Source organism: Pseudoalteromonas sp. SWN166, assembly GCF_015864485.1.
Lineage (GTDB): Bacteria > Pseudomonadota > Gammaproteobacteria > Enterobacterales > Alteromonadaceae > Pseudoalteromonas.
In genome coordinates this window covers 50,563-63,772 of record NZ_JADYXB010000017.1, presented here as the reverse complement: position 1 = coordinate 63,772, position 13,210 = coordinate 50,563, and the positions used below count along the sequence as shown (strand labels likewise).

Genomic DNA, 13,210 nt, shown 5'->3' with positions numbered 1-13,210 from the left:
ATAGGAAAAAACAATCATTAAGTACTATTATCAAAAGCAAAGCTCTTTAGGATCATCGACTGACAATGAAAATAGATAAAGCTGTAAATGTGCTAACCCATAAGTTTGTTATAAACGATCCGCTTCATCAGCTATTTGACGCGGTTAGCGCTATTTCTGTGCAGGGGTATGATGAGCAACGACGTGTAATTTATTGGAATAAAGGCAGTGAGTATCTTTACGGCTATAGTGCACAAGAAGCTGCTGGGCAAAAGCTTGAAGATTTAATTATTCCTACCCCAATGCAAGATGCGGTTGTATCGGCTCATACTAATTGGCTTAACAACGGTACAGAAATTCCTGCAGCGGAGATTACCTTACAGCGCAAAAATAGCACGCAGGTGTGTGTGTTTTCAAGCCATGTAATGTTTATTAATCAATATAATATTAAACAAATGTATTGCATAGATATTGATTTAACCGATGTAAAAAAAGCTCAAGGACAGGCTATTTTCAAAGAAAAAATGCTCGAAACCATTTTCGAAGCAATCCCTGATTTATTTTTCTTAATGCAAGAAGATGGCACTATTGTTGACTACCACGCCAGTAATGAAAATAACCTCTATGTTAATCCTGACGAATTTATTGGTAAAAGCATGTTTGCTGTATTGCCTGATGAAATTGCAATTAAATTTCAGGTTAATATTGCCCAAGCATTAAAGCAAAAAGAAATGGTTAGCTTTGAGTACGAACTGAGGCTACCCAAAGGCACTGTATATTTTGAAGCCCGTGTAAATCATGTACCTCAATATGAGCAAGTCATGGTTATTGTTCGTGATATTACCGAACAACATAAATCAGATGAGTTAATACGCCATCAAGCCTATTTTGATAGCTTAACATTACTTCCTAATCGGTTTTTAGCGCTAGATAAGTTATCAAAAATTTTAAAAGATGCAGATGAAAATAAAGGTAATGCCGCTGTTTGTTTTCTGGATTTAGATGATTTTAAAAAAATTAACGACTCACTTGGGCATGAAGTTGGCGATAAATTATTAATTGAAGCTGCTGCAAGACTTCAGGAAATTATTAGTGATAATGGTACAGTAGGGCGACTAGGTGGTGATGAGTTTATTGTATTATTACACGACTTATCTTGTGCAAAAAGCGCACTGCGTATAATAGACAAGTTACTTAAAAGTTTTAGAGAGCCATTTAGAATAGAAGGGCGTGAATTAATGGTTACGCTAAGTGCTGGCATTGCTATGTACCCTGAAAATGGCAGTTCAGCTTCGGATTTACTACGTAACGCAGATACCGCAATGTATCAAGCTAAAGCATTAGGCCGAAACACCTATTCTTTTTTTGCAAAGCAAATGAATGTAGTAATCCAGCGGCGTTTATCAATTGAAGAGCAAATGAGTGGTGCCCTTGAGCGTAATGAATTCGAACTATATTACCAACCTCAATTTGACGTTAAAAATAAACATATTATTGGCGCTGAAGCGTTATTACGCTGGCATAACCCTGAGTTAGGGAATGTAACACCCGATGAGTTTATACCTATAGCGGAAAATACAGGATTAATAGTACCTATTGGTAAATTTGTAATTAGCCAAGCATTACATTTTTTAAATGAGTGGCAAAGCACTTGTAAACGCGAACAAAAATATACAATGGCAGTTAACTTATCTCCTCGTCAATTTAGAGACGCAGGGTTACTTCGCTTTATTCAAAATTCACTTATTGATGCACAAGTAAACCCCGAAAGTTTAGAGCTTGAAATTACTGAGGGAGTATTGATGAGTTGCCATACTAATGTTGTTGATATATTGACTGAAATTACGGCATTAGGCATTAACTTATCAATGGATGATTTTGGTACAGGTTATTCGTCATTAAGTTATTTAAGAGAGTACCCTTTTAATGTACTCAAAATAGACAGAAGTTTTATAGATGGCATTGTGTTAAATAATGAAGATTGCAATTTAGTGAGAGCAATCATTGCCATGTCGCACAGCTTAGGACTGACAGTGGTAGCCGAAGGCGTAGAAACAAAAGAGCAACACACTTTATTAAACGAATTGGGCTGTGATTATATGCAAGGCTTTTATTTTAGCAAACCAATACCAGCAAAACAATTTCTTGATTTTTCAATTAATTTTAAATAAAGAGTAAGATTAAACACTCGATTGTAACAAATCATTACATGGCTATTGACCTTATTATCGCATCGCGAGTAACCTGTTATAGAAACAAATAAAAAGGATTCTATAATGCGTTTAAAACCTCTTGTAGCTACATTAGCAGCCACATTCGCACTATCACTTTCAAGTAGCGCCATTGCCGATGAAGGCATGTGGCAACCACATCAACTTCCAGAGTTAGAATCAATTTTAAAAGCTAAAGGGCTTGAAATTGATGTTGAATCTATTTCTAAATTAACCGAATTTCCTATGAATGCGGTAATTAGCCTAGGTGGCTGTACAGCATCGTTTGTATCGCCTAAAGGCTTAGTGGTTACAAATCATCACTGTGTTTATGGCTCGGTACAATATAACTCAACGCCTGAGAACAACATTTTAGAAAATGGCTTTTTAGCTAAAAGTCCTGCTGAGGATTTACCTGCAGCGCCGGGCTCACGCGTATATGTAACTAAAACGGTTACCAACGTAACAGATGAAGTAATTAAAGGTACTAACGAGTTAACAGCAAAAGCACGCTACGACGCACTCGAAAAAAACGAAAAAGCACTAGTAGCGCAATGTGAAGCTGATGAAAGCTATCGTTGTAATGTATATTCGTTTCACGGTGGTTTAGAGTTTTACTTAATTAAATCACTTGAAATTAAAGACGTACGCTTATCTTATGCACCGGCTATGGGCGTAGGTAAATATGGTGGCGATATAGATAACTGGATGTGGCCGCGCCATACAGGCGACTTTGGTTTTTACCGTGCCTATGTAGGTAAAGATGGAAAACCTGCAGAGTACAGCAAAGACAACGTACCTTACGTACCAGACTCTTACCTAAAAGTAAGTGCCAAAGGTGTGCAAGAAGGCGACTTTGTAATGGTTACAGGTTATCCAGGGCGAACTAACCGCTACCGTATAGCAACAGAGGTAGATAACGTATTTAACGACAGCTACCCTAAAGCACGTGAGCATAACTCAAAATACGTGTCGCTTATTGAAGAAAACTCAGAAGACGGCAGTAAAGCGCGTATTGCTTACGAAAGCACCATTGCAGGTTATAACAACTATATTAAAAACTATGGTTCGATGATCGAAAGCTTCAAAAAAGGCACTATGCTTGAGCGCAAAAAACAGTTTGAGCAAGACTTAACACAATGGATCAATAGTGATGCTGAGCGTAAAGAACAATACGGAAGCGTATTAGGTGAGCTATCTGAGCTAATTGCGCAATCACAAGAGCACAGTGAACGCGACCGCATGTTAGGTTATGTACATCGCTCACAAATGATCAGTACAGCACGACGTTTATACCGCTTAGCTTACGAAAAACAAAAGCCAAATAGCGAACGTGAATCTGGTTATCAAGAACGTGACTTACCTCGCATTAAAGCAGGGCTTGAGCGCATGACGCGCCGTTATGATAGCAAAGTAGACAAAGCTATTTTACTGCACTTTTTAGAGCTATATGCAGCACTTCCAAAAGAAGAGCGTTTTAGCGACGTTGATAACGTATTTAAAGTACAAAACGGTTTTGATAAAGCAACCCAAAGCGCGTTACTTGATAGCATGTATGAACAGTCAAGACTTGATAATGCCACTGTTCGCACTTCATTATTTGAGCAATCGTTTAGCCAGCTAAATCAAAGCCAAGACCCATTTGTGCAGTACGCTAAAGCAATCTTTAAAGTAATGAAAGCTGAGGAAGATAAATCAAAAGCACTTGCAGGTAAATTACAAGCAGCTCGCCCAGAGCTAATGAGCGCAATCATTGCGTTTAACAAAGCTAAAAACAAACCGGTATACGCCGATGCCAACAGCACACTCCGTGTAACCTATGGCACAGTAGGCGGCTACTCACCTCAAGATGGCTTGGTAGCAACACCTTTTACATCGCTTGAAGGGTTACTAGCTAAAAACACCGATGTTGATCCATTTAATGCACCTAAAAAGTTACAAGAGCAAATTAAAGCCAAGCTTTACGGTGATTACACGGGTGGTATGAATACAGTGCCTGTTAACTTTTTATCAAATGTAGACACTACCGGTGGTAACTCAGGTTCGCCAACACTTAACGGCAAAGCAGAGCTTGTAGGCTTACTGTTCGACGGTGTTTACGAAAGTATTATTGGTGATTGGGATTACAACCCAGAGCTTAATCGCTCAATCCACGTAGATTCACGCTACATGCTGTGGGTAATGGATAAAGTAGATAATGCACAAAACTTATTAGACGAAATGACAATCGTAAAATAAGTAATTAGTGAGATAGAGAAGGGCGCTTACCGTAAAGGAAGCGCCTTTTTTATTGGGAGTTAACCGTTAATTGTTTTTCTTGTGTAGGCGGGAGTGTACCTCGCGCAATAAAGTAAAACTCCAAAGCGCGGCATAAAGCCCCGCCTACCAATATAACCCCAGCTTTGTAGGCGGGAATTTACCTCGCGCGCAATAAGGAAAAAACGCGGCATAAAGCCGCGCCTACAAATATGACACCAACCCCGTAGTCGCGAGTTTACCTCGCGCGCAGTAAGGTGAAAACGCGGCATAAAGCCGCGCCTATAAATATAACCCCAATCCCGTAGGCGTGAGTTTACATCGCGCGCAGTAAGGTGAAAAACCAAAAACATGGCATAAAGCCGCGCCTACAAATATAACACCAATCCCGTAGTCGCGAGTTTACCTCGCGCGCAATAAGACAAAAACGCGGCATAAAGCCGCGCCTACAAATATAACCCCAATCCCGTAATCGCGAGTTTACCTCGCGCGCAGTAAGGTGAAAACGCGGCATAAAGCCGCGCCTACAAATATAACACCAATCCCGTAGTCGCGAGTTTACCTCGCGCGCAATAAGACAAAAACGCGGCATAAAGCCGCGCCTACAAATATAACCCCAATCCCGTAATCGCGAGTTTACCTCGCGCGCAGTAAGGTGAAAACGCGGCATAAAGCCGCGCCTACAAATATAACCCCGGTCCCGTAGTCGCGAGTTTATCTCGTGCGCAATAAGGTGAAAACATGGCATAAAGCCGCGCCTACAAATATAACCCCAACCCCGTAGGCGTGAGTTTACCTCGCGCGCAATAAGACAAAAACGCGGCATAAAGCCGCGCCTACAAATATANGAGTTTACCTCGCGCGCAATAAGACAAAAACGCGGCATAAAGCCGCGCCTACAAATATAACCCCAATCCCGTAATCGCGAGTTTACCTCGCGCGCAGTAAGGTGAAAAACCAAAATTATTTAGATGGGTGTCATTCTAATTCTTTTCATTTAGATGGGTGTCATTCTAATTCTTTTCCTCAACACCCTTTAATATATTTCATGTGCATTTTATAGCCAAGAAGTGCTAGCTTAGTGGTAAATTAATTGAAGGAAATAATTATGAAATTAGAGTCATTAGCACTGCATCACGGTTACGAATCTGAAGCTACAACTAAATCTGCAGCCGTGCCTATTTACAATACATCATCGTACACATTTGATAACACGCAGCATGGCGCTGATTTATTCGATTTAAAAGTACCTGGGAATATTTACACCCGCATAATGAACCCAACCAATGCCGTACTTGAACAACGTATTGCTGCAATGGAAGGGGGCATTGGTGGGCTAGCCGTGGCCTCTGGGATGGCTGCTATTACGTATGCTATTCAATGTTTGTGTGAAGTCGGTACTAATATTGTAAGCACCAGCCAAGTATATGGTGGCACGTATAACTTATTTGCTCATACACTACCTAGGCAAGGTATTGAAGCACGCATGATTAAAGCCGATGACTTTACAGCATTCGAAAATGCCATTGACGACAACACCCGCGCGGTTTTTTGTGAATCTATTGGTAATCCGGCAGGCAATATTGTTGATATTGAACGCTTAGCACGTATTGCACACAGTAAAGGTGTGCCGCTTATTGTTGATAATACCGTGGCTACGCCGTATTTATGCCGCCCATTTGAGCTGGGCGCCGATATAGTGGTTCACTCACTTACAAAGTATATAAACGGGCACGGTACTGCTATTGGCGGCATGATTGTCGACTCAGGAAAATTTGATTGGAAAGCGAATGCTACACGTTTTGCAATGATGAACGAGCCCGATCCGTCGTATCACAATGTGGTTTATACCGAAGCCTTTGCTGAAGCTGCATTTATTGGTCGCTGCAGAGTAGTGCCACTTAGAAATACTGGCGCAGCGCTTGCCCCTAAAAACGCATCTGACATTTTAATCGGCCTTGAAACCTTAGGCTTAAGAATGGATCGCCACTGCGAAAATGCACAGCAGTTGGCTGAGTATTTAGAAAATCATCCAAAAGTGCTTTGGGTTAATTACGCAGGGCTTAAATCAAGCCCGTATAACGAAATGAGCAAAAAAATTACCAGTGGTAAAGCATCCGGTATTTTAAGCTTTGGTATTGCGGGTGGTTTAGAAGCAGGTACTCGTTTTATTGATGCGCTAAACATGATTTTACGCTTAGTTAATATTGGCGATGCCAAGTCGCTTGCGTGTCATCCTGCGTCAACCACACACCGCCAATTAAACGATGAAGAATTAGCAAATGCAGGCGTAAGCCGCGATTTAATTAGGTTGTCAGTCGGTATTGAAAACATTGTAGATATAATGGCAGATGTAAGCCAAGCGCTCGATAAAGCTTAAAATTACATTAATTAGAAATGCTTGTTCAGCTTTACTGTAAATACAGTATCGTTTGCTAAAAAGGTTTAGGTTTTCTAAACCTTTTTAGCCATTCATTTAGCAACAGTTTAAATACAGGCGGTAGGCTAAATATTTATTACTTTAACCCAAATAAAAAGGGCTAAAAGTAGTGGTTTTTCACAATAGTTGGTATGTTACAAGTAACATTTTATTTAATTGTGTGTGATGAAAAAAAACAAACGTTCTTCTCTTCAAGATATTGCCGATGCGGTTGGTGTAACCAAAATGACGGTGAGTCGTTATTTACGTAATCCCGAAAAAGTATCAGGGTCTACTCGCACTAAAATTAGTGCAGCTATTGATACGCTAGGCTACATTGCAAATAAAGCCCCTGATTTACTCTCTAATGCTAAAAGCTACTCTATTGGTGTACTCGTTCCATCGTTAACGAACCACGTATTTTCTCAAGTTATAAAAGGCATTGAAGATGTGACTGGACCTGCAGGGTATCAAACAATGTTGGCCCATTATGGTTACAACCCTGAAATTGAAGAAAAACGGGTTGAGTATTTATTGTCGTACCACGTTGATGGTTTAATTTTATCAGAAACCACACACACAGACAGAACGCTAAAAATGATTGAGATGTCAGGCGTACCTGTGATTGAAATAATGGATACTCATCACTCTCCTATGCAGCAAGCGGTTGGTTTTGATAACGTTAAAGCAGCTTTTGATATGACGACAGCGCTTTTAAATAAAGGCTATCGCAATATTGTTTATATAGGTGCAAGGCTCGATGTACGAACACGCCTAAAATTTCAAGGTTATTCAGATGCTATGTTAGCTAAAGGCTTTATGCCTAAAAGTGTGATGACTGATCAAGCTTCATCTTACAGTTTAGGCGCTGAACTTTTACAAAAAGCGCGTACTGACTACCCAAATACTGACTGTTTGTTTTGTACTAATGATGATTTAGCAATTGGGGCTATTTTTGAGTGCCAGCGAAACAATATTTTAGTGCCTAGCCAAATGGGGGTTGTGGGTTTTCATGGTCATGATATTGGCCAAGCAATGGTGCCTCAATTAGCAAGTGTTATCACCCCTCGTTATCAGATAGGTAATGTTGCGGGAAGAGAGCTGCTGAGCCGGATTAATTCCGATTTGGATACTAGCATGAATTATAAGCAAGTAATTGATACTGGTTATATAGTTCATCTAGGTGAAAGTGTTTAAATACTCTAATTATATGAGCCTAATTACCTGAGCCTAAATAACAAAAGGCTCAGGTGATTTTTATGTGTGCGTTGATAACTCTACAGACTATAATTTTACAAAAACAGAGAAATAATCATAGCGACAAGTGCGCCAACAGACCCAATAATGGTTTCCATTACCGTCCACGTTTTAAGAGTTTGCATTTCGCTCAAACCGAGATAGCGACTCGCTAACCAAAATCCTGAGTCGTTTACATGAGAGAGCACAATAGAGCCCCCACCAATAGCGATGGTAACAGCTGCAAGCTGCGCTCCATCAAGGCCTAAAGGCTGAAGCATTGGAATAATTAAGCCACACGCTGTAAGCATAGCTACTGTCGCAGAGCCTTGAATGACCCGCACAGCGGCTGATAATACAAAAGCGAGTATTACAATCGGTAAGCCTGAGCCAGCTAAGTAATTACCCAGTGCCGTACCTACTCCTGAATCAACTAATACTTGTTTAAATACCCCACCGGCACCAGTGACAAGAATAATAATTCCCGCAGGTTGTAAGGCACTACCACAAATTTCCATGATTCTAGCATTAGGGACACCGCGCCTTGCGCCGAGCAAATAAAATGCCATTAGGCAGGCAACTAAAATTGCAGTAAATGGATGACCTATAAAGGCTAACCAATTATATAAATCAGAGTCTTTTTCAACAAAGCGACTACCAATAGTATTTAAACTAATCATAATTAATGGTAAAGCAATCAAACCTAATGCTAATCCAAAACTAGGCGTCCCTTTACCAACTCTTTGGTTATCGTCGATTTGTTCGTGCTGTGGGAGTTCTACATGAATAGATTTAGAAATAATAGAGCCCCAAATTGGACCTCCTATAATCATTGCCGGTATGGCAGCAATAAGGCCAAATAAAATCATATAACCATAGTCAGCGCCTAATTGAGAGGCAACCAAAATCGGCCCTGGCGCAGGAATAAGAAACGCCTGACAAGACGCTATTCCAGCAAGTAGCCCAATACCAATTTTAACAACGCTGCCACCGCCTTTTCTTACCACAGCAAAAACAATACCGATTAAAAGTACAACGGCTACATCAAAAAACAGGGGGAGGGCACAAATAAAGCCCGTAAAGGTAAGCGCCCAATTAGCGTTTTTTTCTCCAAAACGGTGTAAAAGTGTGTGGGCAATACGATCCAGCGCGCCGGTTTCTTCCATTACTTTGCCAAACATGGCGCCTAAAGCGACCACCACCGCTACAAAGCCTAGCGTTCCAGCCATTCCCTTTTGAATTGTACCGGCAATTATTTCAGGGCTCATTCCTGAGAGTAATCCTGCAATCATAGAAACAAGGATTAAAGAGACGACAGCATGTAGTCGTACTTTCATTACTAAGAAAAGCAATAAAAATATGGAGCCTGCCGCTGTTAGTATTAAAGATAGATCTGACATTTTTCCCTACTTATATTCAGTGTGAATTATGATGTTTAGTGTGTGTTTAACTTCACTTTCGTATTTGTTACGGGTAACATGTTACCCGTAACTCAATATAATATATACATTGAAAATAATTAATTATTAAATTAAGGCGAGGGTAAATACATGAGTAACACAAATATAGGTCGTGTTTATATTGTAATGGGGGTTTCAAGCACAGGAAAGTCAAGTGTGGGTGATGCATTAGCAAAGCGCATTGGCGCTAAATTTATCGACGGAGACGACTTACATCCCAAGGCTAATATATTAAAAATGTCATCTGGGCAGCCTTTAAACGATGCTGATCGTGTGCCTTGGCTAGAAAGAATACGTGATGCTGCATTTAGCATTGAAAAGAAAAATGAAGTCGCGGTAATAGTCTGCTCTGCATTAAAAAAGAAATACCGAGAACAAATATGTGACGGAAATATAGGTATTACCTTTTTACATCTTTATGGTGATTTTGAGCTGGTTAAAAGCCGTATGCAGGACAGAAAAGGGCATTTTATGCCTGTTGATTTACTCAAAAGCCAATTTGAAGCGCTAGAAGTACCAAAAGAAGATGAGCCCAATGTTATAAATATAGATATTAATAACTCATTCGAGCTAGTAGTCGAAAGCTGTATTAGCGCAACTAAAATGAATAGCCACAACAAGTAAAAAGCTTTTAGTTAATCAGTTAACTGTTACTTTTAACATTTAGGGGCTTTATTTGTTATGAGTTAGCATCTGCTCGTGGTGTTTCTAAAATCGCTTTTTTTTCATCTTCAGATAATATTATCCAATCAAAAATTTCTTCGTTGGTACGCCCACACCCGGTGCAGTAACCGCTGCGCCTTTCGCATATTCCTAGGCAATCAGTTTTAAATTTAGATGGTTTTTTGTTTTGATTTAATTGGCGCATTATTAAAGCCCTAACGGTGGTGCAATTTCAAAGCGAGTATTGAACCCATTACCTTCTTGATTGGTAGAGAGTGTAATGACAGGGGTTTTAGTATCAAGTACAAAGGTGCTGTAAATTGAACTTGCTGTTTCTTTTTGGCTTTCAAACCAACCTGTTGTGGTTAAGCATTGGCGTAATTGCTTAGCCAGTTTTTGATGAGACTTTACGGTTTGCGTTTGTGTATTAACGGGTGTTTGGCATTGGTAGCTTGCTTGCTCTGACTTATTTAAAGTAATCGTACAGCTTGCTCCAACAATATGAGTATTAGTACGCCATTGATTAGTAAACTGGTTATTTACTTTATCTGTTTTGATTGAATTAAAACCAGACTCATAACCATTTATTAGGTTATTTATGGTGCTGCATTCATCGGGTGTTACTGTGGTTTTTACAGACTGATTCGTTGTAGTAGTGGCTGCTGTAGTTGTAGTCTGATTAGTTTTGCTGGTACAGCCCGCTAAAATAAACGCGACAAATAAAATAAATGCGACGAAGGAAGGAATAATATAGTTTTTCATAGTTCACAGTAACCGATTAATTGAGCCTCGCACTATACCATACATAATTTACTCAATTAAAAGCGAAAAACAAAAAGGCCCATAAAATATGAGCCTTTTGTAATTTTCTGTAACAGGTGCTATTTATGGCGACCTTGCAAGCATTTAACTACATCTTCAAGGGCTAAGCCTTGGCGTTGTAGCAATACGGTAAGGTGATAAATTAAATCAGCAGACTCGTTAGTTAGCTCATCGTTATCGTGTTTCATAGCGGCAAGGGCAACTTCTACGCCTTCTTCACCTACTTTTTGACAACTACGGCTTAAGTCTTTTGCAAATAATGAGGCTGTGTAGCTTTTTTCAGGGTCGTCGTTTTTACGCGCAACAATCACATCTTCTAATTGTGCTAAAAAGCTTAAACTTGGTTTTGCATCATCACCAAAACAACTTTGTGTGCCTAAGTGGCACGTTGGGCCTTCTGGGTTGGCAAGTACTAAAATTGAATCGTAGTCACAATCTGTATGCACAGATACTACGTTTAAGTAGTTTTCTGATGACTCGCCTTTAGTCCACAAACGCGATTTTGAACGCGAGTAAAACGTTACTTTATTACTCTCAAGCGTCACTTTTAATGCTTCGCTGTTCATAAAGCCTTGCATTAAAATAACACCCGAGCGGGCATCTTGAATAATAGCAGGGATCATTTCACTTTTAGCGAAATCGACTTGATCTTGGTTTTGTTGTGTTACTTGCATAATCTTGCTGCCACTTGGTTATCTGTTAAAAATTGTTTAAGTTCGCCAATGTTAATCACATTTTTATGAAAAACGCTGGCGGCTAATGCACCATCTACTTTGCTTTGTTTAAATACATCAACAAAATCTTGCATAGAGCCCGCACCGCCTGAGGCGATTAAAGGAATGTGACATAGCTCGCGAATTTTACTGAGTTGCTCGTTGTCGTAACCGTTACGAACGCCATCTTGGTTCATGCAGTTTAATACAATTTCGCCTGCACCTAAGTCCTGTACGCGTTTAACCCATTCTTGAGTTTTATAACGCGTACGGCTTGATGCATTAGGGTCGCCAGTTAATTGATAAACTAAATACTCGCCAGTAGTCTCGTCAAAAAAGCTGTCTATGCCGACTACTACACATTGCTTACCAAACTCATCGTGTAATTCTTTAATAAGTTCAGGGCGCGCAATAGCAGGGCTGTTAATGCTTATTTTGTCTGCACCGCGCTCAAGTACACGCGCTGCATCAGCAACAGATTTAATACCGCCAGCTACACAAAATGGAATATCAATATTGCGTGCAATACTCTCTACCCAATTTACATCAAGAAGGCGTTTTTCAACGCTTGCACTGATCTCGTAAAAAACCAGTTCATCGGCGCCAGCTTCGCTGTAGGCTTTAGCCATTGTTAAAATATCTCCAACAACTTCATGACCTTTAAACTTAACGCCTTTAACTACTTGGCCGTCTTTAACGTCTAAACATGGAATTATGCGTTTTGATAACATGCCAGTGCCTCCTCAACGCTAAATGCGCCATCAAGCAGTGACTTACCTAATATAACGCCGCCCACACCTAGCTCTTTAAGCTTTTTAATATCATCCAGTGAGCTTACGCCACCTGAGGCTTGCACTTTAATTGTGCTGTTGTGGCGAGTTAGGTCTTCGTAAAGCTCAAACGATGGGCCCGTCATGGTGCCATCTTTACTGATGTCCGTGCATAAGAAGTCGATAACGCCTAAGCTCACATAAAAATCAACCAGCTCAAGTAAACCAAATTCAGATTCACTTAACCAACCGTGCGTAGCAGGTGCCCAGCCAGTGGCTGTTTTATTTACATCAAGGGCAATAACAAAGTGCTCTGCGCCAAATTGTTCAATCCAGGCTTTTACTTGTTCGCGTTTTTCTACTGCCATTGAACCAATAACAACTTGGTTTGCGCCGGCTTTTAGCCAATCACTTACATCTTGCTCTGAGCGAATACCGCCGCCCACTTGGTACGGTACGTTAAGCGCTTTGGTTGCAGCTTGAATATGTTTCCACTGTTTTTTACTTGGATCGCGTGCACCTTCTAAATCAACAAGGTGCAGTTTTCCTGCGCCGCTGTCGGCGTATTCTTTTAAGCGCGCGCCAAGTTCGAAAGGGTAAAACTGTGCTGTATCGTATTTACCTTGGTACAAGCGCACAATTTGATTTTGTAATACGTCTAATGCTGGAATAATCACAAATA

At 40.3% G+C, this 13,210-nt stretch carries 11 protein-coding genes; 5 read left to right on the top strand and 6 right to left on the bottom strand.

The annotated features are described in order from the left end of the window. Positions 1-65 precede the first annotated feature (65 nt). The 4 genes from I6F49_RS11905 to gntR all read left to right on the top strand — a co-directional run bounded on the left by I6F49_RS11905 (position 66) and on the right by gntR (position 8,061). Positions 66-2,150, top strand: a complete 2,085-nt coding sequence (locus I6F49_RS11905) for a bifunctional diguanylate cyclase/phosphodiesterase (protein ID WP_197180651.1) — start codon at positions 66-68, stop codon at positions 2,148-2,150. 105 nt (positions 2,151-2,255) lie between these two features. Continuing rightward, a complete protein-coding gene (locus tag I6F49_RS11900) occupies positions 2,256-4,427 on the top strand; it encodes a S46 family peptidase (RefSeq protein WP_197180648.1) in 2,172 nt (723 codons plus the stop codon). A gap of 1,126 nt (positions 4,428-5,553) precedes the next feature. Further along, entirely contained in the window at positions 5,554-6,825 is a 1,272-nt protein-coding gene (locus I6F49_RS11895; RefSeq protein ID WP_197180646.1) for an O-acetylhomoserine aminocarboxypropyltransferase/cysteine synthase family protein, read from the top strand. 225 nt (positions 6,826-7,050) lie between these two features. Beyond that, on the top strand, positions 7,051-8,061 hold the full coding sequence (gene gntR / locus I6F49_RS11890) for a gluconate operon transcriptional repressor GntR (RefSeq protein WP_197180643.1): 1,011 nt from the start codon (positions 7,051-7,053) through the stop codon (positions 8,059-8,061). A gap of 95 nt (positions 8,062-8,156) precedes the next feature. Here gntR and gntU read toward each other — a convergent pair whose 3' ends face one another. Continuing rightward, a complete protein-coding gene (gene gntU, locus I6F49_RS11885) occupies positions 8,157-9,500 on the bottom strand; it encodes a gluconate transporter (protein ID WP_197180640.1) in 1,344 nt (447 codons plus the stop codon). Between the two features lie 150 nt (positions 9,501-9,650). Between gntU and I6F49_RS11880 the strand changes: the two genes are divergently transcribed. Continuing rightward, complete coding sequence (locus I6F49_RS11880; RefSeq protein WP_197180637.1) at positions 9,651-10,184, top strand: gluconokinase; 534 nt, start codon at positions 9,651-9,653, stop codon at positions 10,182-10,184. Between the two features lie 55 nt (positions 10,185-10,239). On the opposite strand, the gene I6F49_RS11875 is transcribed toward I6F49_RS11880, so the two are convergent. The 5 genes from I6F49_RS11875 to I6F49_RS11855 all read right to left on the bottom strand — a co-directional run bounded on the left by I6F49_RS11875 (position 10,240) and on the right by I6F49_RS11855 (position 13,205). Next, positions 10,240-10,428, bottom strand: a complete 189-nt coding sequence (locus tag I6F49_RS11875; RefSeq protein WP_002960277.1) for a DUF1289 domain-containing protein — start codon at positions 10,426-10,428, stop codon at positions 10,240-10,242. A 2-nt stretch (positions 10,429-10,430) separates the two neighbouring features. Continuing rightward, entirely contained in the window at positions 10,431-10,985 is a 555-nt protein-coding gene (locus I6F49_RS11870; RefSeq protein ID WP_197180634.1) for a hypothetical protein, read from the bottom strand. Positions 10,986-11,104: 119 nt separating this feature from the next. Then, positions 11,105-11,719: a bifunctional phosphoribosyl-AMP cyclohydrolase/phosphoribosyl-ATP diphosphatase HisIE gene (gene hisIE / locus I6F49_RS11865; protein WP_197180631.1), complete on the bottom strand. Its 615-nt coding sequence runs from the start codon at positions 11,717-11,719 to the stop codon at positions 11,105-11,107. Continuing rightward, positions 11,710-12,489, bottom strand: a complete 780-nt coding sequence (hisF, locus tag I6F49_RS11860) for an imidazole glycerol phosphate synthase subunit HisF (RefSeq protein WP_169043991.1) — start codon at positions 12,487-12,489, stop codon at positions 11,710-11,712. The genes hisIE and hisF overlap by 10 nt, the downstream gene beginning before the upstream one ends. Continuing rightward, positions 12,471-13,205, bottom strand: a complete 735-nt coding sequence (locus I6F49_RS11855; RefSeq protein ID WP_002960267.1) for a 1-(5-phosphoribosyl)-5-[(5-phosphoribosylamino)methylideneamino] imidazole-4-carboxamide isomerase — start codon at positions 13,203-13,205, stop codon at positions 12,471-12,473. Before I6F49_RS11855 ends, hisF begins: the two co-directional genes overlap by 19 nt. Positions 13,206-13,210 lie beyond the last annotated feature (5 nt).